Below are 20,746 nucleotides of genomic sequence, written 5' to 3' on the forward strand. Positions count from 1 at the left end.
AAAAAACCTCCCTGGTTTGATCTGTCCCGAATCATGACCACCTCGATTCGGCAACACAGAATGTATAGTCGACATCGAACCTCCTGCGGAGTCCCGTTCAAATTCCGGTGAAATGTGGGGATATGTTACGCAGCCATCTCAGGCAGCGATGGAGAGCGAAAGCGCCCTTCCGCATCAGCGTCGAATTTATCCGCCCACTGACGAGATCGAGGGAGAGCTGCCGACCATCGGCCTGCGTCCGATGCTGCTCAATGTTGCGGGAGGTTGGGTGTGTCGGTGCTGGACAAAAAATGCAGCGGTCAAGATGAGGATGAGGACAGGCACGATGATTGACCACGACACAAAAGCCACCCCAAGCCAAAGATTCAAACTTGCAACCAGAAACCCATAGCCAATCACGGTGACGAAAGCGCAAACGGCGATGGCCGCTCCGAATAAAGAGGGGGCACTTGGAGGGAACCGCACGACGCTGGTCATAGTTGGGTGCATAGCGAAGTAGACTCCCAAGTTTACCGGAATAACAAATATGAAGCATATCGCTGCATAGAAGTCGCACTGCCCCACAACCGACGCTTGGCGTTCCTCCCGTGGCCAATCACGGCCAAAGGAGCAAACGAAATGGGACATTCTCACTATGACCCCAACGCTCCCGATCGCCGCGCGTGGAACGCGGGCAAGAAGGTCGGAACGAAACGGCCGCTGAAACCTCGGCAGATATGGGCGATCCGATTTTTTCTCGATCGAGAGCGGCGATTGCGCGATCGAGCCCTCTTCGATCTCGCAATCGACAGCAAGTTGCGCGGCTGCGACCTAGTCAAGATCAAGACCGGCACCTTGGTTGTCGGGTCGAAATTCGGACCCGCGCGATCGTCGTGCAACAGAAGACAGGGCGACCAGTGCAGTTCGAGTTGATGCGATGCGCGTTCCAGCCTTCTCGCGGCTGGAGCGGCGCGGTGGCACCGTGCACGACTATGCGTTCCCGAGCCGAATGGACCCAAAGCGCCACATGAGCACGAGGCAGTATGCCCGCCTCGTGGACGAGTGGGTCGTGGCAATCGGACTTCGACCTCAGGAATACGGGACGCATTCGCTGCGGCGTACCAAAGCGTCCATCATCTACAAGGTGACCGGTAACCTGCGCGCGGTCCAGATTTTGCTCGGCCACACCAAGGTCAAGAACACAGTTCGGTATCTCGGAGTCGACGTAGAAGATGCCCTCGAGCTAGCCGAGGCGACGTAGGTCTGACTGGAAGCGGCTCTACCGTCTCGGTAGGGCCGCGCAGCGCCTCATGTGGGACGTTCGGCCCGCCAGCCCTGCATCCCCAAAGCAGTCACTCCTGTATGGTTCTGATGAGTTGCCGGAGGAGGTCGGTTGGACGCGCCGCCGCGAACTGTGCCTCGCGAATGTTCAAGCTGCGAGGCCACGACGGATACGCGCGCCGCCATCTCGGTCATCGAGGCCGATATCGCGCGGGTTGGACATTGCTTCAGGGTGGCATCCTGCCGTCCGTGCGCCAATAGCTGTCGGTGGGTGTAACCGTTGCGTTAGATGCGATGAATTTCTTAATAGTGCCGGGTTTGCGGCATTGGCCATCTCATCTCCCATGTGGAAGATGTGAAAGCGTGAAACGGTGCTTCAGACCGCGAACGGTGCAGTGATGGCGCTGTAGGCAGATTTCCTCCTATAAGCGTCCGCATTTCAACTTTGGTCGAGTGAACCCCATGAACGAAGAACTGTGGCGGAAAGAGTTCAGTTTTGACGATTTTTCTCCGCCTTTCCCGTGCCCTCGTTGTTCAAGCAAGCTTCGACTGAGGAAGGATACTCTCAAGGTTCTTGAAACCGGATACTCCAAAGCGGCTAGAGCGACGCCTGATTGGGAGCCGGATTGGTCAACACAGCGGTTTGTCTGCTTTTTGGAATGCGGAAATAACTCTTGCACCGAGATCATCGCCGTCTCGGGTGAGACTGGAACGCAAGAGAAGTTTATCAAAGAGGTAAACACCTGGGGCATGGTTTCGACTCTGTTGCCAAAGTCGTTGTTTCCCGCTCCACCGATTATCGCGGTTTCAAAAAAACTTTCCGATGTGACCTCAACGCATCTTTGGGCATCTTTCGGACTCTTTTGGTCCGACGAAGCGTCCGCTGCCAACAGACTTCGGGTGGCCGTAGAAAGCCTACTCGACGACCTGAACATTCCAAAGACAACCATCAACACCAAAAAGAAACGCGTCCCTCTGTCACTCGCGTCCAGAATTGACAAGCTAGAGGCGAAGAAAAAAGGTCACAAGGATGCGTTAGATGCTCTCCGGTGGATCGGCAATCACGCCAGCCACTCGGGGATGACATCTACGGAAGTGCTGCTTGCGGGGTTCGAGCTGTTCGAGGGGGTCGTTGCCGAGCTTATTGACAAGAAATCAGCCGCCAAAGCCGCTATGGCGAAGTTGCTTATCAAGAGCAAGGGCAAGACGAAGTCTTCATCAACGTAGTTCGGTCACTTGCGCCTCCTTGAGCAAAACCGGGACGTACGCGTCTGCGCCTGCCCGCCCCTGATAAGCTCAAGGGTTAGGTGGAATTGGGACTGTGATGACTGGGGGATTCTGTCCGCTTTCGCCTCCTGCAGCCTTTAACGCGGTAAGCACTCGGTTTGGCGGTGGTCTGCCGAATCACATCTGGAAAGCTTGGCGACTTCCGGGTATCTGCGTCATCTCGGAGTCCATCGCCGATCAAACCTTGGCGATCAGCGAATTCGGTTTCGGTGGCTGGGCGTCCGTGGTTTGAACCTATGGCCAACTCTTGACGCCGAGGCGATGGAGACTTCGGTAAGTAGCTGGCTGGTTGCTCGCGGAAGCATACGGAAGGATACGGGAAGCTTCGTGATTTTGGCCCACGAAAAACGCAATGAAATCAATACCCATGCCGCATCCTCCGGGCCCACCACATTATAAATATCAATGGGTTACACCAAAATCCTCAGATTTTAGTGTGCCATTGCAAGTGGTTAGCTCGGCAGGCCTGCTCAATTGTCGTTTCGGTTGTCGAATTCCTTCTTGTTATCGCACCAGCAACACTTAACGCAGAGCTTCTAGGTCGAACAGTGCTTTGATCGATAGCTGCGGTGGGGTGCGGCGAAGGCGTACGAATAGGGAGGTCCGTTAGGCGTCGGGTTGATAGGGGAAGCGATTTCGATGACACCAGCAGGCCTTCGCATGAAGGTCCGGGCGAGCTCACGCCGCTTCCCAAACCTGGTTCAGAATTCGCGCAGCGAGTGCTGCCTTGTCTTGGGGTAGAAAGCGCCCGTAGTGGTGGGCGACCATGTCGGGCGTGTCCTGGATGGCATAGCTGGCCTGCTCGTAGGAGCCCGTCTGCTTTAGAATATGCGTCGCCAGGACGTCACGCACATTATGCGGTCCGTGGGGTAGAAGACCGGCAATAGCGCCTCGCTTCGTGTAAGGATTGTAGATCCCATAGCGCTGGATCGTCAGCCGCCAAGCCTCGTAGAAGGTGTTCTGATCGTAGCTGGCATCCCTGCTCGTTGTCTTCACCGTCTTGACGAAGAAGGTGCCCGGATCATCGGTTCCTGCGAGGAGCACGCGTCGGTGTCGATCGATATACGCTTGGATCTTTTCGTAGAGGCCGCCAAGGTTGGGAAGGATCAGGCGGAATGGCTTGTTGCCGAAATAGGATGAGTTGGCGTTCTTGAACGCAACCGACGGGATCAAAACCTCCCAGCCCTTGTCGCGGTCGCTCCAACGGATTTCACCACGTTTCATGTCGGCGAGTTGGCGTTCCGATCGCGGCAAATGGCCCCGCTCGCAAACCATGAGCTGGCGAAGATTCTTTTGACGAAGCCCCAAATGCAGTCCCAGGCGTAACATTAAGAACGAGCGCACATTTTCAGCCGCGGGGCGCCGATAAAGGCGTTCGTCAGGCATCAGCCGCAGAATCTCCTCAGTGATCTTGCGATACTCGCCGACCGGGCTGTCGGCCTCCAGGACCGGCATGATTGGTTCGAAGGGATCGCGATGGACGCGCGCGACGCGCTGAATTTCTTTCACGCGCGACGAAGCATGCTTGAAATACACGTCGCAAGCGTCGTCCCAGTCAGCCTTAGCCCTATCGATGTCCATCCGGGAGACGAGACCGGCAATGGGATGGAGCCGCGCTGCGAGATTCGCGTGCTGGCGAAGCCAACCGGTGTCCTTGCGGGTGAGGGCAAGCGAGATGCGCAGCATGTCGATTTCCCAGGTCGTGTAGAATCCGCGCCGCCGTTCGCGCCATTGTACGTACCAATCCCAGACCGATGGGAAGACCAGCAGGCCGAATGTGAGATGTTGCGTAGGGACGCCGTAGCCGCGAACATTGCCTCGCGGATGAGCGGCCAAGGCTCCGAACATAAGACCCAGATGCTCGATCTTCTGCGACGCGGTCTCTTCGCCCCAAACGCCGTTGCGTTGAAGGCCGAAGGCGGTCAAGGTCGCCGTCTTAAACCGGATCAGGTCGGCCATTTCCATGGCGAGCATCGGCGGCGCGTCGATCACGCCCGAGATCAGGTCGGGATCGGTAAATGGGGTGGCTTCGATCTCATTGGCGCCGTCTACATGGTCGCCATCGTTGGCGGCGGCTGCCTGTCCATAGGTGACGCCGGGAAAACGGATGGCGTATCGCTGCTTCAGGGCAGCTGCTTGGAAGCGCCTGTAATCCGTCGAACCGCTGACGATGACACGCCGGACCCATTCGAGGATCTCTTCCTGCTCTTCTCGTGGACGGTAGTTGAAATCGTCCGGGAGATGCCAGGCAAGCCTCCGCCTTTCGGCAGGTCCGATGTCATCAAGAATGTGACCCGAGACAGAACGTGTTGGGTGCGGAAGCGTTGCTTTAAAATATCCCTCCGGCAGCCGGTAGCGTCGCTCGATGCGGCCGAGTAATTCCATGCTAGCGACGCTTCGCGGCGCCTTCGAACCTTGCAGCCAATGGCGGATGGTTGAATGATCGAATGTCTCGCCGTCCCGAACGACGGCGCGATGGAGATGCCAGTAGCTGTCGCCATGGCGACGCATATGCAGTTTCAGGGCTTCCTGAAATGTCGGCGGATCAATCCATTGATCGAAGAGGGGCGTCGGAAATTCCTCGATGACGCGAGGCTTCGTCCCAGGCTTCTGTCGATTGAGTTTTCGCGAAGCTAGCTCCTGTTTCGGCGCCTCGCTTGGCTGACCAATCGGTGGCCGGCCGGGTGATCGTTTACCCCTATCGCTTCGAGCCCGACCGGGCACTTCTGCAGAGTGCAATCGAGGGGAGGGGGTGGCAGGTTTGGGTCCGTCTTTCAGGGCGCGCGCAATAGCGTCAAGCCCCGGCTCGATAGCTTTCCGTGCGCGGGCCAATGCGTCTGTGTCGACGGTGCAGTGAGAGGCGATTTCATTCCAGTCGTAGACACGGCCCTTGCGGGGCGGCTGCCGACGCTGTGCAATCAGATCCAGCATATACTCCCGCACGCGCTCAGCCTCATGAGGCGGCAGAACGCTGGAGACACGGAGGCGGCAGAAATCGGATATCTTACGCGAAAGCAGTTTCATATTCGAAATTTCAGGCACTGATAGCAGCATTGGGAGAGAAGCGGGGGCGGCCAATAGCCGATTCTTTCGGTTTGGCGTCGTCAAAATTTGCCAGGCAGCGTCCTAGGGTCGAAGCCGTTTCCAGCGATTTTTGCTAAGATGCTCCGCTCAATGCGGGGCGACGACCGGTTCTTGATGGCTACCTCAACCGCAGGCGCGCTCCCGGCAGCGGGTTTTCGTCCTTAGGCCCCAATCGAGACCTTCGATCCCTTGGTACCGGTGTCGGCGCCGGCGCGAAGGTGGCATTGGCGACAAATTCGTCCGACGGTGAGGACGAAATCAGCCATGCGCCCAAGGACGGCTGCACTCAAACAGAGGACAGACACGACACGATTGGCGAATGTCGATGCCGGTGGTCGCTTCCCGGCAACCAATTCTATCATAAAGAAATAACCGTCCCGGTCTAACCGGAACGGTTTTTGCTTTGAGAGGCGCGAGTGACCTTTGATACACATGAAGCTGGTGAGGCGGGTTGCTAAAACTGTTGCACTCGGTGATTGTGCCCTTATAGAGGCCGCCGAGAGAAAGTGTTGCGGCATGCTAGAATGGGTCACGTGAAGCGGCCACTTTGCGCCTGATGTCGGTCGTACGGAAAGGTTCGGATTGAAATGTAAGCGGACAACGCCCACGGGCATCGGCTGCATTTGCCGCACGTTTTTGGATGTGGCTGGACTAGACGTCCCGTTGCAGCATTCGTTCAAGGCCGCTACGCAGCGCATCGGGCTGCACTGGCTTGCTGAGCAGAAGGAAGTCTTTGAAGTCCGCCCGAAGCTGGCTGGCCGCATATCCGCTGACGAACGCAAAGGGAATGCCCTTTGCCAGTAGGCTCTCCGCGATGGGATATGACGTCTCTCCCCCCAGATTGACGTCAAGAAGGGCTCCATCGACTGTCGTTTGCTCAATGAGCTCAAGGGCCAGCGAGACGGAAAGCGCCGGTCCGACTACCTGATATCCCGCCGCCGCCAATTCGTCGGCCAGGTCCATGGCAACAAGCCACTCATCCTCGACGATCAGGACAGTAAATTGCCGCAGCCTGCCATCTTTTTCACCCTCTGCCATTGGTCCATCACTTTTAGCCTTACAGCGGAAAGCTCAATTCAAGAACAAATCCTCCTGGGGGAAACCTTAGGTCCAACTCGCCGCCCAATTGTTGTTTCACCTGTCCCTCGACCAGAACAAGGCCGAAGCCCTTTCGTTCCGGCGCTTGGACTTTGGGGCCGCCTTTTTCGATCCATTGAAGCCGGATGCGTCCGTGCTCATGCTTCCAATTCACAGAGACACCGCCGGTCTCGTTCGATAGAGCACCGTATTTGGCTGCGTTTGTCGCAATTTCATGAATCACCATGCCCAGCGAAAGCGCGTGCTGCGGCGCAAGGGCGACCTCGGCCCCATCCAGCTCCAGGCGCTCCACGCCGAACGTCTCAGCCTCCGCACGGACGAGATCCCGGATCGACACCTTCGTCCAGTCGGCCTCGGACAGAAGCGAATAGGCGCGGGCCATCCCATGTAAGCGACCAATCAGGGTGTCCGAAAATTGCTCTAGGGAGGGCGCCGTCTTGCGTGTGCTCTTTGCAATGCTGATGACCACCGCGAGCATATTCTTGACCCGGTGGTTCAATTCCGAAATCAGAACCTTCTGCTGTTGCTCCGCTCGCACGAGCGAGGCGACGTCTACGATGGTGATGACGACACCCCCGACCTCCTCATCGTGGTTGCGGTATGGAGCGAGGCGCACAAGGTAGTGCGTTCCGCTGTCTTCAGCGGAAAGCTGGCGTTCGATGCCTTCGCCTGAGCGAAAGACCTTGCGCACCTGCGTCTCGAGATCGGGATACTGCAACGCCCCCGCCAATTCGGTCAGGGGCCTTCCGATGTCCGCCTGACGCAGGCCGAAGAAATCGGCCGCGGCGGGAGTAAAGTTACGAATCACGAGATTGCCGTCGAGGAATACCGTGGCGATCTGCGTGGCGGCGTACAGGTTCCTCAGATCGGTGTTCGCGCGGTCGAGATCCTCAACGCTGCTCGCTAGTTCTGCGTTGATCGTCGTCAGTTCCTCGTTGAGCGACTGCATCTCCTCCTTGGAGGCCTCAAGCTCTTCGTTCGTCGACTGAGCCTCCTCGTTGACGGAAACCAGTTCTTCGTTGGACGACTTAAGCTCCTCAATGGCGGTCTCGTATTCCTCGATTGTGGATTGGAGACGTTCGCGCAACTCCCGCAACTCGCCTTCCGCCACAGCCTCCGCTTCTTCTGCTTGCCGTTCCGCGCCTTCGACCGTGGACGGGTGCCGCCAGCGCCCGACCGGCGTGAACAACACAAGAAACAGCGATTCACGCCCTTTAGGCCCGTCTAGAGGCTCTATCGTTAAGTCGGTGATGTTGCCGCTCTCGCTGTTCTGGTCGAGCATCAACACCTGACGGCTGGCGGAGCGTCCTGTTTCCATTGCCTGACGCAGAGCTGCCCGAAGATCAGCCCGCAGCTCGCGCCGTGCCAGATCGAACAGGTGCCGGTTGGGCACGCCCTTGGGCATCCCGAGGAAGCGGTCGGTGTTCGACGAATAGTGGAGGATCTCTCCATCGTGGGTAATCACTACATGCGCCGGCGCATGCCGTTCGAGAACCTGCAACTCGGCCCGCTGGCGCAGCTGGACGCCGTTTGCATCAAATTGGTCACGGTCAGACGTAACGCCCCGCTGCCGCAGGCCTGAATGGTCTACGGCCATTGGTAGACGGCGCAACCGCGATACGCCGCCATGGTCGCGGGCCTGGAAGATGCGGTTTTGCTTGTCGAGCGGCGCAAACAAATCGGCGTGCCGGGCGACGCCTTCAGAGGTACCGAGGAAGAGATAGCCCCCTGGCTTGAGCGCGTAATGAAAAGTCGGGATGACCTGACTCTGGAGTTCACCGCCGAGGTAGATCAACAGATTCCGGCAGGAGACGAGGTCCATGCGCGAGAACGGCGGATCGGAGATGACGTTGTGTGGAGAAAAGATGCAGATCTCGCGCACATCCTTGGAGACGACATAACTGACGCCGTCGCGGCGGAAGAAGCGCTTGAGCCTCTCGGGATTCATGTCTGCCAAAAGGGCGGGCGGGTAGCGTCCAGCCCGTGCGACCGACAGCGCCTCCTCATCGATATCCGTGGCAAAGATCTGAACCCGGGGCGTGATCTCGAGTCCCTCCATCTGCTCGCGCATCAAAATGCCCAGCGAGTAGACTTCTTCGCCGGTGGCGCATCCGGGCACCCACAGCCGGATCGTTTCGTCGGCACCGCGCCCCTCAAACAGCCGCGGCAGGACTTGTTCCTCCAGTGCTGAGAAGGCATCGTTGTCGCGGAAGAAATTGGTGACATTGATGAGCAGGTCCCGGAACAGCGCCAGCACCTCGGAAGGGTCATCGTGGAGGCGCTGCTGGTAGGCCTCGAGCGTTTGCAAGTGAACAACCTTCATCCGTCTGGCGACACGGCGCATAAAGGTCCGAGGCTTATATCCGGAAAAGTCGTGTCCCGCGTGGCTGCGCAGCAGGCTCGAAATCTCTTTTTGAACGCGCTGAACTTCGTCGCGTTGTCGGTCCTGTTGATGATTGATGAGACCATCGAATGCGCTGAGGCTGTCCCGGATCTGGAGCAGTCGTTCAGGCATATGCTCGACCGGCTCGGCAAAGTCGATCAGACCGCTTGCCATGGCGCTGGCGGGCATTTCCGGATTTCGCGGACCCGAACCATCTTGCGCCTGCGCCATGGTAATGCCGCCGCTCTCCTTGATCGCCTTGACCCCCAGCGTTCCATCGGAATCGCCACCGGAGAGCACGATGCCAACTGCATTCTCGCCCTGATCTTGGGCCAACGAGGCGAAGAGTATATCGATCGGCTTGCGTTCCCGGTGCACCGGATCGTCGTCTGTCAGCCGCAGTCTGCCATCCCTAACCGTCAGGATCTTGCCCTCGGGCATGACGTGTACCGTGTTCGCCCGCAGCTCCGCCCCCTCTTCGGCAACAAGAACGGAAATCGCGGTATAACGGCCGATGACCTCGTGCAGCAAGCTACGCCGTTCGGGGCTGAGATGGGTCACAATGATAAACGCCATCCCGCTATCGTTGGGAAGTTCTCGAAAAAAGCCCTCAAGTGCCGGAATACCCCCAGCCGAGGCGCCGATACCTACGATGAGGGGGGTCTGCAATGTCATAAGCTTAATCTAGCGCTGTGCAATGACACCGACAACGGAGGCGTCGCCGATTGTCGAGGCACATGCGCATCCCACCTTAGTCGCTGAAAGAACTGATGTAATCGGCGAGCGGTTTCTATTTCTAGCGGCTTTTGGGCCCGATGCACGAAATGACCAGCTTCTACACTCTTCTGTTGTCGCCGGTACCCTTTGGAAGAACGCGAGCGGGTTTGATTTCGATCAGTTGGCATCTTCCATGCAGGCGTTGATTTCATGGCTCTCTTGCCGCACCAGCGCGCAGTGCGGCCGAAGTTGCCAACCTAAGGTTGTTTCCCCAAACCGCTGCTTTCGTCGATTGCCTTCAAGACCTGCCGCTCCGGCCATGATCCGACGGTCAGCACGCCGTCACGCCCGTCTAAGGATGCTGTTGGCGCTTGCGAAAGTCTGCTCCCCGAACGACTGTGCTGGAAGACGGGTTTGCTCTTGAATGGCTATCGACCGAGGCCGTCTTGAGTTCCTAAAAAGCAACGGAATTGCTACCTGACCTTGATGACGACCTTGCCTTTTGCCCTCCCGGTCTCGACGTAAGCCAATGCCTCGTTGGTCTGTTCGAATGGGAAAATCCGATCGACGACTGGGCGTATGACGCCGGATTCCATCAGCGACGTGATCTTGCCCAACTGATCACCCTGCGCTCGCATGAACAGGAACGAATAGCCGACACCGGCGCGTTTGGCCCTGCGGCGTATGCCGTGGCTCAGCAGGCGCAGGACCAGTTTAAGGACTACGTTGAGGCCCTTTTCACTGGCGAATTCAGGATCTGGCGGACCGGAGATGGAGATCAGCCTGCCGCCCGGCTTCAGCACATGCAGGGATTTTTCGAGCGTTTTGGCGTCCTGGCTGTTCAGGACGACGTCGTAGCCCTGCAAGACTTTTTCGAAATCGTCTTTCTTATAGTCGACGACGATATCAGCGCCGAGACTCTTGGCCAGATCGGTGCTCGCCGCGCTTGCTGTTGTCGCGACCGTCGCGCCAAGATGCTTGGCCAGCTGGATGGCGAAGGTCCCGACACCGCCGGAGCCGGCCTGGATGAAGACTTTCTGGCCCTTCTTCAGGTTGGCTTTTTCGACCAGCACCTGCCAGGCCGTGAGGCCGACAAGCGGCACCGATGCGGCCTCTTCCATGCTAAGGTTTTTTGGCTTCAGCGCCACATCGGCTTCATTCATGGCTATGGATTGAGCGAATGTCCCGACCCGGCCATCGCGCGGCCGCGCATAGACTTCGTCGCCGGGTTTGAATCGGCGGACTTTCGATCCGACCCGGACGACTATGCCTGCCACGTCGTGGCCTAGGATGAAGGGCGCGCGATAGGGCAGGATAGGTTTGAACTCTCCGTCCCGGATCTTGATATCCAGAAGGTTCACGCCGGCGGCGTGGATCGCGACCAGGACATCGTTATCCTGCAGATCCGGCTCGGGCACCTCGGCAAGCCGCAATGTGCCCTTCTTTCCATATTTGTCGACGACAAAGGCTTTCATCTGTTCACTTTCTGAAATGGCTTTCGATGACCCATGAGACGAGCCGGAGTTCCTGAGCTGGCAGACCTTGTTGGGCCGTTCAGGCGGGCAAGCGGAACTGCTTGCGCAAGGTCTTGTCGAACATCCCGGCGGGCGCGAAGCGACGCAACAGGCTGACTTGACGCGCTGCCTTGCCGGCGGTGTAGCGCCGTCGCGGCTGCTTGGCGGTCGCCGCTTTGACGATCACATCCGCAACCACTTCAGGCCGATCGGCTTTGGGCATCACATCGGCAAGCAGCGCCTTGAAGCCGGCTCGCGCCCGATCGTATTCCTTCAAAACAGAATCCGGCTCGATCCCGTTCTGGTCGAAGACGGTGCGCACGAATGCCGGCTCGATGACCGAGACGCGAACGTTGAAGGCGCGAAGCTCATGATCGAGCGATTCCGAGTAACCTTCGAGCGCGTGCTTGACCGCGGAGTAATGCGCCGAATATGGCGCGGGTACCAATCCCAAGATCGAGCCGATATTGATGATGCGCCCCTCGCCACGCCGCCGCATGGACGGCAACACTGCATTCGTCACGCGCATGACGCCGAACAGATTGACGTCGAACAGGGCCTGCACCTGGGCGACGGAGGATTCCTCGGCCCCTCCAAGCAGGCCGACGCCGGCATTGTTGACCAGCAGATCGATGCGGCCGGTCCGGGCGTGTATCGTCGAAACGAGTGCGGCAACGGCCTCATCGTCGGTCACGTCGCAAACGAGCATGGTTACTCCGTTCGGGCTGTCGCCGAGCTCGCGGCGGCTTGTTCCGAACACGGTAAATCCTGCTCGCGCCAACGCTTCCGCACTGGCGCGTCCGATGCCCGAGGACGCTCCGGTTACGAGCGCGGTCTTTCCCGAATTCCTGTTCATTTGGTGCTCCAAAATCATGAGGGCTAGCTTTTTCGCCTCAGTTGAATTATGATCGTAATATCACATTACGCTCATAATACAATAGAGGAAAGGAGGCGCAGCCATGCGCTATGAAAAGGGCCGGAAGGACGCCTCGCGCGGCCGGATCATGGAGGTTGCCGCCAACCGTTTTCGCGGTGACGGCATCGCTGCGTCCGGTCTGGCAAGCGTCATGAAAGACGCCGGGCTGACCAACGGGGCTTTCTATCCGCATTTTCAATCCAAGGCGGCGCTTGTCCGTGAAAGCGTGGCAGCGGCTCTGGAGGCTCAGTCAGACCAAATCCGCCAAGCGTTGGCCGCCGGCGGCCTGGATATGGCCATCGATGCCTATCTGTCGGCGGTGCACCGGGACAATCCGGGACAGGGCTGCGCGTCTGCCGCGTTGTTGCCCGAAATCGCACGCGAGCCTACCGAAACACGTCAACTCTATACCGAGTGCTTGCTGACCCAGGTGCGTCAGGTATCGGCGGAACTGTCGCCGCAGGTCCGGGATCCGGAGGGCGTTGCGCTGGGCATCTTTGCGACCCTTATCGGCGCCCTTCAGATGGCCCGGGCCGTTGAAGGGACGGAACTGTCGGATCGCATCCTGGCGGCAGGAGCAGACGCGGCGCGGGCGCTGATCCAGCCGCGTCGGGATGACGAGGCTTCGTGACGCGTCTGGGCGTGTTGTATGCGAGGATAGCTCTGCTTGGCTTAGTTCACGATGCGCGCGCCGGCCCCAAGATCCGATATTGAACATCCGAAGCCCGAAACCGGACAGTCTGCCTCCGGCCCCGCTTTCTTGTCAGAAGCAGCCCAACAGGATTGCGCCAGCAACGACCCCTAATTCAACAGATCGAGAGGCCGCGCCCCGCCCTCAAATTGTTCATGTGAGATGAAGGTTCTGCACTTCGTAGGTCCAGACCCGAAACCCTTTGAGAACATGCGGGCCGAAGGAGTTGATGAGCGGAATGTCGGCTGCATCGCGGCCGCGGGCCACGACGATCCTGCCAATCCTGGGCGTGTTGTTTCGGGGATCAAAAGTATGCCAGGCACCGTCCAGGAAGACCTCGATCCAGGCGCTGAAGTCCATGGGGTCGACGACCGGGACCCCGATGTCGCCGAGATGTCCGTTGACATAGCGTGCAGGAATATTGAGGCAGCGGCACAAAGTCAGCGCGAGATGGGCGAAGTCGCGGCACACGCCTATGCGTTCCTGATACGCCTCGAAGGCCGTTCGCGTCGATCTGGCCTGCATGTAGTCGAATTGAATATGACCGTGGACGAAGTCGCAGATTGCTTGCACGCGGCCCCACCCTGGGGCAGTGGCGCCAAACATGTCCCACGCCGCCTGGCTGAGACGATCGGTTTCGCAATAGCGGCTGCCCATCAGGTAGACAAGGCAGCCGTCCGGCAAACCCCACACCGCTACTTCGCGGGCAGCTGGCAGTAGCCTGTCTATCTTGCCGTCGTCCTCGATCGTTGCATCGCCCCACATCGTCAGGTCGCCCGCGGGGGCGACAAGCCGCCGGCATCGGTTGCCAAAGAGATCATGGTAGGTCGATGTCCGAACATCGGGCGTGGTGAAGACCGTTTCGGGAATCCTGATGTCGGCCGCGCGGTCGTCGTGGACCGATAGCAGGCATACCAATGCGGTCGGTTGCTGGCAGGTCAGCGTGATCTCATAACCGTAGCGGATCAGCATGTGGATCTTGCCTGCCGGAAATCAGCGGGGGTCAGAGTGCAGGAATCGCGACGGTTGCGGGAGTAGGCTTGGCAAGGAACATCACGGATGGACATCAGCAAGGCGTCGAATGCTGAAAGGTATCTTGTTTCAGCAGCCCCGGTCTCGGCCAAGGCGATATCCGATTTCGCGACGCCTCGACATCGACCAAGAAGCAAGCCGTCGTGATCGGCGAGGCGGGCGGCGTTGCGCGCTGAAAACGTGGAAGTCGGTCCAGGAGCGATCAACTTCCACTCGAGGGCCATTTGATGGTCCATAAAAATCGCGCCCGGACGCGCCGCCCTCATTTTCCCAGACCGCAAGCGCGGCGACGTTGCGGGTCCGACAGCTTTCGTTCTTATGGCCACTCATGATGTTAGCCGTTCCGCATTAATCGCCTCCCCGACGAGAACGCCCGAATAGAGCGTTGCGCCATTCGCATCGGCAATCGTCATGGCGTCCGGCCGCTGCGGCATGTTCAGGGTCCCAGCCAAAAGCCTGGCGATTTCGATCGCATCGTGGAGGTCGGCGGCTTCCGCCGTCTCGCGGCCGAGCACGGCATGCGCATCGTCCGCTTCTCGGGTGCGATAGAATTCGATCATGATCTTCATCGTCATCCGTCTCGCCGTGTCAGTTCTCGCCTTTGCCGCGAGGGGTACTGACGTTAGCGAGTCTGGTCTGGGCGCCGAACACGCTTTTAGGCTTAGGCAGGACCTTTTCCTGCTTCGGTTTCCTGATTTCCCGGCTCGAGCGTTTCTGTCCCTTTGCCATGTGCGAACGTCCTTTCGATGAGCGTTATGGTATCACCCGGCGATGTGGCGACCGGGTCGAGACTGTCTTGCGTCGCCACCCGTTCATGAAGTTCGCCGTCGTTGCGGATGCGGTATTGCGCCGAATCTTCCCTCGGCGGGATTCTGGCTGTGATTCGGTAGATTTCCGAAGTCTTTGGAAACGTGCCGAAGCCGCCCTTCAGCCGGACAGCCTGTCCGACGGCAAATAGATGCGTTGCGGCTTCGCGGCGGACCGGGCGTGCGTTGCGTTGCGTCATCGTCGTGGTTCTCATCATTGTCTCTGGTCCTGCTCCAGTGCGGCTTTGAGCGATGCCGGTTCGATCGGCACCATCTGCCGCGTAGCACCGTTTGCGGAGATCGCCGGCAGGTGAATGAAGGTGGCGACGCGGCGCCACGCGATCAGGGAAGCTCCTTCGAGGGCTTCCTCGTCATGATCGACGCGGTAATCCCCGGGTGGTTGCGGTGCATCGAAGCCGGGCAGCGAAAACGCCGACTTGAAGCGAACGACAGCTGGTGTAGTGCGGCTGGTCATTTGTTGCGGCTTTCAGCGGAAACGCGGGCCTGCGCGTTTCCGTATCATTCCCACTCGAACCACCGGAATGATGCCCGACGCAGCCAGTACATCCGTGGTCAGCGTCGATGTCATTCCAGAGGTTCGAACGGAACGAAATGTGCGCCGGACCGGCGCGTGCACTCGTTTTCGAGAATTCAGTGGTGAATGGCGGGGCTCTGACACAAAGCCAACTCGACCAAATCAACGAATTTCACCTATGCGCCTCATTTGACTTCCAAACAAGGTCGCGACGCCTTTTATTTTTCCCTTGAAATAACAGATGCGCGCCTGCGAAATTCAAACCGGCAGAAAGTTTTCCACCAGCGCGGATGAATTTCTGTGCGGCTCAAATTTTTTCACTCGAATTCTTGGCCATTGGCGAGAAATAATTCTGGCACTCCTATCTATCGAGTGCCAACCCGCCTATACACAAGCAGCGGTCGCCCATACCGGCCACAGAAAGAAGTTCCCCATGAAATTCCGGCCACTCCACGACCGCGTCGTCATTCGCCGCGCCGAAGGCGATACCAACTCCAAGGGCGGCATCATCATTCCCGACAGTGCCAGGGAGAAACCGCAGAAAGGCGAAGTGATCGCCGTCGCCCGGGCGCGCGCGACGAAAGCGGCGTCTTGATCGTGCCCGATGTGAAAGCCGGCGACTTCATCCTGTTCGGCAAATGGTCGGGCACCGAGGTCAAGATCGATGGCGAGGACCTTCTGATCATGAAGGAAGCCGACATCATGGGGATCATCGACAAGAGCGAGACCGGCATTGTCGACAAGACAGTGGCCGTCAAGAACGCCGCCTGACCGGGCAGGCTTCACGGCAAACGGCGCACTCCAATTTTCGAACGGGATCAACGATCATGTCTGCCAAGGAAATCAAATTCTCCACCGACGCGCGCGACCGGATGCTGCGCGGCGTCGAGCTCCTGAACAACGCCGTCAAGGTGACGCTCGGCCCCAAGGGCCGCAACGTCATCATCGACAAGGCTTATGGCGCGCCGCGCATCACCAAGGACGGTGTGACGGTGGCCAAGGAAATCGAGCTTACCGACAAGTTCGAGAACATGGGCGCCCAGATGGTGCGCGAAGTGGCCTCGAAGACCAACGACCTTGCCGGTGACGGCACGACCACCGCCACGGTGCTGGCCGCCTCGATCCTGCGCGAAGGCGCCAAGCTGGTCGCGGCCGGCATGAACCCGATGGACCTCAAGCGCGGCATCGACCAGGCGGTCACTGCCGTGGTTGAGGAAATCAAGGCGCGGGCCAAGAAGGTCAAGTCGTCGGCCGAGATCGCGCAGGTCGGCACCATCGCCGCCAATGGCGATGCAAGCGTCGGTGAGATGATCGCCAAGGCCATGGACAGGGTCGGCAACGACGGCGTCATCACTGTCGAGGAAGCCAAGACCGCCGAGACCGAGCTCGACGTCGTGGAGGGCATGCAGTTCGACCGCGGCTATCTCAGCCCGTATTTCGTCACCAATGCCGACAAGATGCGCGTCGAACTGGAAGAGCCCTATGTGCTTATCCACGAAAAGAAGCTCGGCAATCTGCAGGCGATGCTGCCGATCCTCGAAGCGGTGGTGCAGGGCGGTAGGCCGCTGCTGATCATCTCCGAGGACGTCGAAGGCGAGGCGCTGGCCACGCTGGTCGTCAACAAGCTGCGCGGCGGCCTCAAGGTCGCGGCCGTCAAGGCGCCGGGCTTCGGCGATCGCCGCAAGGCGATGCTGGAAGACATCGCCGTGCTCACCGCCGGCCAGATGATCTCGGAGGATCTCGGCGTCAAGCTCGAAAACGTCACCATCGACATGCTCGGTCGCGCCAAGCGCGTGCTGATCGACAAGGAAACCACCACGATCATCGACGGCGCCGGCACCAAGGCCACCATCCAGGCGCGCGTCGCCCAGATCAGGGGCCAGATCGAGGAAACCACCTCCGACTACGACAAGGAAAAGCTGCAGGAGCGGCTGGCCAAGCTCTCCGGCGGCGTTGCGGTGATCCGCGTCGGCGGTGCCACGGAGTCGGAAGTCAAGGAAAAGAAGGACCGTATCGACGATGCGCTGAACGCCACGCGCGCGGCTGTCGAGGAAGGCATCCTGCCCGGCGGTGGCGTGGCGCTGCTGCGCGCCAGGTCGGCGCTCAAGGGCCTGACCAGCGCCAATGCCGATGTCACCGCGGGCATCTCGATCGTGCTCCGCGCGCTCGAAGCGCCGATCCGCCAGATCGCTGAGAATTCTGGCGTCGAAGGCTCGATCGTCGTCGGCAAGCTTGCCGACAGCAAGGACCACAATCAGGGCTTTGACGCCCAGAACGAGGTATATGTCGACATGATCAAGGCAGGCATCGTCGATCCGGCAAAGGTGGTGCGCACGGCACTGCAGGATGCCGGCTCGATCGCAGCGCTTTTGATCACCGCCGAAGCCATGATCACCGACATTCCGGCCAAGGATGCCGCACCTTCACCTGGCGGCGGCGGCATGGGCGGAATGGGATACTGAGACCTTGGCGCCAGGAGAAGGCCGTGCGTGAACCGACGCTGCTCCCGGTGTTCGGCAGGCTTGGGGTCAAGTCGCCGGTCGCCATTGTGGCGGCTCCGGCCAGATCCAGCAATATGACGAACCTGGCGGCCCGTATGCGAGAGGGTCTCTCGTCGCACGGGGGCCTGGCTTTGAAGCTCAGCGTGGTGCTGTGGACAGTCCTTGTTCTGGCGGCGGTATTTTTCATTCTGCAGACCTGAACAGATCGGCGGCGGGCGAAAACGAAAGGACGCGGAATATGGCAAACCGCTACGCGCTTCGTATGGACCATCCGGACAGCTGGACCGTTTTCGACGTCTTCACCGGCCAGCCCGCCGAGTCCGATCACAAGATCATGGTCGGCATCAATGCCGGCCAGGCGTACGAGATGGTCAGCCGGCTGAACGATCAAGACGCCAAGCGGCGGGAAGAGGCCGGCCGCTGACTTGTACCGATGTACCAACGAATAAATCCGCCGAAATGATTCGCTAACCACCTGTCGGGGGCGTACAGTCCCATTGTCGCCGGCCAGAACATGGGCACCGGCGTTTGAGAGCGTCCATCATACTCCCGCCCCTCGATGGGAGTCGCATTGTGGACAACGATCATTCCGCCGATGTGATTTCGACTTTTGACTGCAATATCCTGCGCGACGCCTTCAGAACATCGGTCATCGAAAATCGGATCCCTGAGGATCAATGGCACGGATACGCCGCGCTTCTGATCCGCGACTATACCGGCAACTCCGATTTTGATTCGGCACTGCTGGCCTGGATCGTACGAAAGTAACCTTGTCGCCGTGCATAACTTGCCGGAGCGAACAGCTGCTCCGCCCTTGCTTTCATTTTTTGCCTGAAAGGATAATGAGCATGAGATACTTGAAAACCCCGGATGCTCCGGTCGTAACGATCGAGCCAATCGTCGAGGCCGCAAAAGTCCTATCGAAGCGGCTGACGATCAGAAGCGACGAAGCCGCAAGACGAAAGATCGCCGACACCGACGGCACGATACGGCGGGCGCGTCGCCTTGCTGAAAGCAACCGCCTGATTTAATGCGCCTACGTCGGCTTTGGATCAGGTCGAGCCTTCAAGGCACCCACGGTAAACGTCCGCTATCGCGCATCCGAAGACCTGAAGCTGCCCTTCCGCATCCGGCCCCAAATCGGTCGGCCGCCGATGGGCCAAGTAGCGTCAGCTACCACATCAGGTAGGCACATGATAGCCGCCGGGGACGGCATGCGCGCCATCGGCCAGATACCAGCAGGATAGTTGAGAAACGGTGGGTCCAGCTAGATAGTCTGCGGAACCATGCGGAAAGATACGGGAAAGTTCTCGATTTTCGCCCACGAAAAAGCCAATAAAATCAATACCGTCAACACATCCTCCGGGCCCACCATTGTCGTATTTATCAATGGCTTAAGGGCAGGTTCGCCAACAGGTTCGCCAAAAGGTTCGCCAAGCATGGGCTTGCGCGTCACAAGACGCACGACTCGATCCATCCCCTGGACCGCCAGCCGAACCTGCGATGCTTCGCGCGAATAGAGTTCGGCATGATCGATGTCGTCGTGACCGAGCACATCCATGAGCTGTCTGGTTGAGGCCTCTGCCTCGGCGAGATAAACGCCAAGCGACTTTCTCAGTCCGTGCAGCGTCAGCCCTTTCGGAAGCCCGGCGAGCTTGCACCAGTGAGCCATGGTGCCGGTCAGGGATTTGGCGGAGAAGGGCTGGCCATAAGCCGTGACCAAGACCGTTTCGCCGCGCTTGTCAGCGGCATTGAGGATTTCGGCAAGCATCGGTGTGATCGGCACGAAAAGCCGCTTGCCGCCGGTTCGTCCCTGTTCTTGGCTTGAACGATATCAAACCAGTCGAAGTGGCGCTCAACGCCTTCGATGAAGACACGGCGGGTGACCCTCTGGTCCCAGCGAAGGTCCGCGACGTCGCCGCGGCGATTGCCAAGCCACAGTGCCAACCCATAACAAGTGCGTGCCGCGGTGCCGAGCGGCCAATGCTTTTCGAACTGCTCCATGGCCTCGCGTGACCACGCTCTCCAGCCGGCATAGGCGGGGCGCCACTCGACCGCCGCCGTGGGATCGATTTCGATCCAGTCTTGACGTAGGGCGACATAGACCAACTTGCGTATGCCCACCAACAGATGCTTGGCCTTGTGGGGCGTGGCGATGAAGCGGCCAAGAAGCTCTTCAACATGGACACGCCGAAGATTCTTGACCGGTACGTCGCGCCAGATGAGCGGGTGATCAGGGACCACCCGCAGTTCCAGAAACTCTTCGATCAGCCGCGAGTTCTTGAGCTTGCTGGCCTCGTCAAGGGCGAGCTACTTGACCGAAATCTTCAACCGTTGAAAGGCGGCTCCAAATGTGCCGGGCAGGGCAGTTCCAGGCATTTGGACGATGGGGGCCTTGGCGACTTTCCGGCCTTCGACCGCGGCTTGGTAGGCATCCTTGAAACCGCGTTGGTTTGGAGGGGGCAGACTAACAACACGCTCCTTCGTCCGATAGCGCCAGCGAACTTTGCCGTGTCGGTCGGTGTAGGAGGAGAGGCCGGGATATTTGTCGCTCATGGCAGAATGAATCTATTCCCTGCGATGATTCCCTTGCAACAGGAAGTCGACGATATTCTCTTCATCGTCTCCAGGTAGTTCGGTAAAGGCGGTTTCGAGTTTCAAGCGATCCCAAATCACGCGGCCGTCAACCTTCTTCGGCTTTGGCATGCGGTGGTCCGCGACCATTTGATCGAATTTGGTCACGCCCACGCCGACGTACCGGGCGGCTTCTTCCCGCGAGAGACCCCGAGGAGGGTAGGGAAGTGAATCGCTTTCATGACCTCGCCGCCGGCATATGTCCGCCTAGTTGTTTGATCCCAGGCTTTGATGGGGCATCCTTATCCTCCGAATCAAAGGATGCGCTATGGGCCAGGTTCTTCATGG

Annotated in this window: 18 protein-coding genes and 3 pseudogenes; 10 read left to right on the top strand and 11 right to left on the bottom strand. The window is 59.1% G+C overall.

Going from position 1 to position 20,746, the window contains the following annotated elements:
• The first annotated feature begins 618 nt into the window (after positions 1-618).
• A pseudogene (locus LB553_RS30820) lies at positions 619-1,240 on the top strand (tyrosine-type recombinase/integrase).
• Positions 1,241-1,722: 482 nt separating this feature from the next.
• Positions 1,723-2,487 (top strand): DUF4145 domain-containing protein, encoded by a 765-nt coding sequence (locus LB553_RS21135; protein ID WP_224516249.1) that lies wholly within the window; start codon positions 1,723-1,725, stop codon positions 2,485-2,487.
• Positions 2,488-3,225: 738 nt separating this feature from the next.
• Here LB553_RS21135 and LB553_RS21140 read toward each other — a convergent pair.
• The 5 genes from LB553_RS21140 to LB553_RS21160 form a co-directional block, all read right to left on the bottom strand.
• The gene (locus tag LB553_RS21140; RefSeq protein ID WP_224516250.1) at positions 3,226-5,571 is read right to left on the bottom strand and encodes a hypothetical protein; all 2,346 of its coding nucleotides are present in this window, start codon (positions 5,569-5,571) and stop codon (positions 3,226-3,228) included.
• Positions 5,572-6,282: 711 nt separating this feature from the next.
• Complete coding sequence (locus tag LB553_RS21145; RefSeq protein ID WP_224516251.1) at positions 6,283-6,669, bottom strand: response regulator; 387 nt, start codon at positions 6,667-6,669, stop codon at positions 6,283-6,285.
• Positions 6,670-6,688: 19 nt separating this feature from the next.
• Positions 6,689-9,787 carry a CheR family methyltransferase gene (locus LB553_RS21150; protein WP_224516252.1) on the bottom strand — a complete coding sequence of 1,033 codons (3,099 nt, stop codon included), beginning with the start codon at positions 9,785-9,787 and terminating at the stop codon, positions 6,689-6,691.
• 515 nt (positions 9,788-10,302) lie between these two features.
• Entirely contained in the window at positions 10,303-11,304 is a 1,002-nt protein-coding gene (locus LB553_RS21155; RefSeq protein ID WP_224516253.1) for an NADP-dependent oxidoreductase, read from the bottom strand.
• Between the two features lie 79 nt (positions 11,305-11,383).
• The gene (locus LB553_RS21160) at positions 11,384-12,199 is read right to left on the bottom strand and encodes an oxidoreductase (protein ID WP_224516254.1); all 816 of its coding nucleotides are present in this window, start codon (positions 12,197-12,199) and stop codon (positions 11,384-11,386) included.
• Positions 12,200-12,302: 103 nt separating this feature from the next.
• Here LB553_RS21160 and LB553_RS21165 point away from each other — a divergent pair, with 103 nt between their 5' ends.
• Positions 12,303-12,890, top strand: coding sequence for a TetR/AcrR family transcriptional regulator (locus LB553_RS21165; RefSeq protein WP_224516255.1), 588 nt, complete (start codon positions 12,303-12,305; stop codon positions 12,888-12,890).
• 213 nt (positions 12,891-13,103) lie between these two features.
• Here LB553_RS21165 and LB553_RS21170 read toward each other — a convergent pair whose 3' ends face one another.
• The 4 genes from LB553_RS21170 to LB553_RS21185 form a co-directional block, all read right to left on the bottom strand.
• Positions 13,104-13,922: a transglutaminase-like domain-containing protein gene (locus tag LB553_RS21170; RefSeq protein WP_224516256.1), complete on the bottom strand. Its 819-nt coding sequence runs from the start codon at positions 13,920-13,922 to the stop codon at positions 13,104-13,106.
• Between the two features lie 386 nt (positions 13,923-14,308).
• Positions 14,309-14,551, bottom strand: coding sequence for a hypothetical protein (locus LB553_RS21175; RefSeq protein ID WP_224516265.1), 243 nt, complete (start codon positions 14,549-14,551; stop codon positions 14,309-14,311).
• Between the two features lie 92 nt (positions 14,552-14,643).
• Positions 14,644-15,006 carry a hypothetical protein gene (locus LB553_RS21180; protein ID WP_412033369.1) on the bottom strand — a complete coding sequence of 121 codons (363 nt, stop codon included), beginning with the start codon at positions 15,004-15,006 and terminating at the stop codon, positions 14,644-14,646.
• Complete coding sequence (locus tag LB553_RS21185; RefSeq protein ID WP_224516257.1) at positions 15,003-15,263, bottom strand: hypothetical protein; 261 nt, start codon at positions 15,261-15,263, stop codon at positions 15,003-15,005. The genes LB553_RS21180 and LB553_RS21185 overlap by 4 nt, the downstream gene beginning before the upstream one ends.
• A gap of 493 nt (positions 15,264-15,756) precedes the next feature.
• Here LB553_RS21185 and LB553_RS21190 point away from each other — a divergent pair.
• From LB553_RS21190 to LB553_RS21215, 6 genes and pseudogenes are all read left to right on the top strand, one after another.
• Positions 15,757-16,094: pseudogene (locus LB553_RS21190) on the top strand (co-chaperone GroES).
• A 56-nt stretch (positions 16,095-16,150) separates the two neighbouring features.
• A complete protein-coding gene (gene groL / locus LB553_RS21195) occupies positions 16,151-17,785 on the top strand; it encodes a chaperonin GroEL (protein WP_224516258.1) in 1,635 nt (544 codons plus the stop codon).
• Positions 17,786-17,808: 23 nt separating this feature from the next.
• Positions 17,809-18,024, top strand: coding sequence for a hypothetical protein (locus LB553_RS21200; RefSeq protein ID WP_224516259.1), 216 nt, complete (start codon positions 17,809-17,811; stop codon positions 18,022-18,024).
• A gap of 38 nt (positions 18,025-18,062) precedes the next feature.
• On the top strand, positions 18,063-18,248 hold the full coding sequence (locus LB553_RS21205; RefSeq protein ID WP_224516260.1) for a hypothetical protein: 186 nt from the start codon (positions 18,063-18,065) through the stop codon (positions 18,246-18,248).
• A 149-nt stretch (positions 18,249-18,397) separates the two neighbouring features.
• Positions 18,398-18,592, top strand: a complete 195-nt coding sequence (locus tag LB553_RS21210) for a hypothetical protein (protein ID WP_140762041.1) — start codon at positions 18,398-18,400, stop codon at positions 18,590-18,592.
• Between the two features lie 80 nt (positions 18,593-18,672).
• Positions 18,673-18,855 (top strand): hypothetical protein, encoded by a 183-nt coding sequence (locus LB553_RS21215; protein ID WP_224516261.1) that lies wholly within the window; start codon positions 18,673-18,675, stop codon positions 18,853-18,855.
• Positions 18,856-19,280: 425 nt separating this feature from the next.
• On the opposite strand, the pseudogene LB553_RS21220 reads toward LB553_RS21215, so the two are convergent.
• A pseudogene (locus LB553_RS21220) lies at positions 19,281-19,771 on the bottom strand (tyrosine-type recombinase/integrase); the annotation flags it as partial.
• A 183-nt stretch (positions 19,772-19,954) separates the two neighbouring features.
• On the opposite strand from LB553_RS21220, the gene LB553_RS21225 reads away from it, so the two are divergent.
• Positions 19,955-20,458, top strand: a complete 504-nt coding sequence (locus LB553_RS21225; protein ID WP_224516269.1) for a hypothetical protein — start codon at positions 19,955-19,957, stop codon at positions 20,456-20,458.
• On the opposite strand, the gene LB553_RS21230 is transcribed toward LB553_RS21225, so the two are convergent.
• Positions 20,393-20,659 carry a hypothetical protein gene (locus tag LB553_RS21230; protein ID WP_224516267.1) on the bottom strand — a complete coding sequence of 89 codons (267 nt, stop codon included), beginning with the start codon at positions 20,657-20,659 and terminating at the stop codon, positions 20,393-20,395. The genes LB553_RS21225 and LB553_RS21230 overlap by 66 nt on opposite strands.
• Positions 20,660-20,746: the final 87 nt, after the last annotated feature.

The sequence above is a fragment of the Mesorhizobium sp. CA8 genome, from assembly GCF_020164955.1.
Taxonomy (GTDB): domain Bacteria; phylum Pseudomonadota; class Alphaproteobacteria; order Rhizobiales; family Rhizobiaceae; genus Mesorhizobium.

Coding starts and splice junctions, on each gene's coding strand:
- LB553_RS21135 (WP_224516249.1), top strand. CDS start 1,723: ATGAACGAAGAACTGTGGCGGAAAGAGTTCAGTTTTGACGATTTTTCT.
- LB553_RS21140 (WP_224516250.1), bottom strand. CDS start 5,571: ATGAAACTGCTTTCGCGTAAGATATCCGATTTCTGCCGCCTCCGTGTC.
- LB553_RS21145 (WP_224516251.1), bottom strand. CDS start 6,669: ATGGCAGAGGGTGAAAAAGATGGCAGGCTGCGGCAATTTACTGTCCTG.
- LB553_RS21150 (WP_224516252.1), bottom strand. CDS start 9,787: ATGACATTGCAGACCCCCCTCATCGTAGGTATCGGCGCCTCGGCTGGG.
- LB553_RS21155 (WP_224516253.1), bottom strand. CDS start 11,304: ATGAAAGCCTTTGTCGTCGACAAATATGGAAAGAAGGGCACATTGCGG.
- LB553_RS21160 (WP_224516254.1), bottom strand. CDS start 12,199: ATGAACAGGAATTCGGGAAAGACCGCGCTCGTAACCGGAGCGTCCTCG.
- LB553_RS21165 (WP_224516255.1), top strand. CDS start 12,303: ATGCGCTATGAAAAGGGCCGGAAGGACGCCTCGCGCGGCCGGATCATG.
- LB553_RS21170 (WP_224516256.1), bottom strand. CDS start 13,922: ATGCTGATCCGCTACGGTTATGAGATCACGCTGACCTGCCAGCAACCG.
- LB553_RS21175 (WP_224516265.1), bottom strand. CDS start 14,551: ATGAAGATCATGATCGAATTCTATCGCACCCGAGAAGCGGACGATGCG.
- LB553_RS21180 (WP_412033369.1), bottom strand. CDS start 15,006: ATGATGAGAACCACGACGATGACGCAACGCAACGCACGCCCGGTCCGC.
- LB553_RS21185 (WP_224516257.1), bottom strand. CDS start 15,263: ATGACCAGCCGCACTACACCAGCTGTCGTTCGCTTCAAGTCGGCGTTT.
- groL (WP_224516258.1), top strand. CDS start 16,151: ATGTCTGCCAAGGAAATCAAATTCTCCACCGACGCGCGCGACCGGATG.
- LB553_RS21205 (WP_224516260.1), top strand. CDS start 18,063: ATGGCAAACCGCTACGCGCTTCGTATGGACCATCCGGACAGCTGGACC.
- LB553_RS21215 (WP_224516261.1), top strand. CDS start 18,673: ATGAGATACTTGAAAACCCCGGATGCTCCGGTCGTAACGATCGAGCCA.
- LB553_RS21225 (WP_224516269.1), top strand. CDS start 19,955: ATGCTTGGCCTTGTGGGGCGTGGCGATGAAGCGGCCAAGAAGCTCTTC.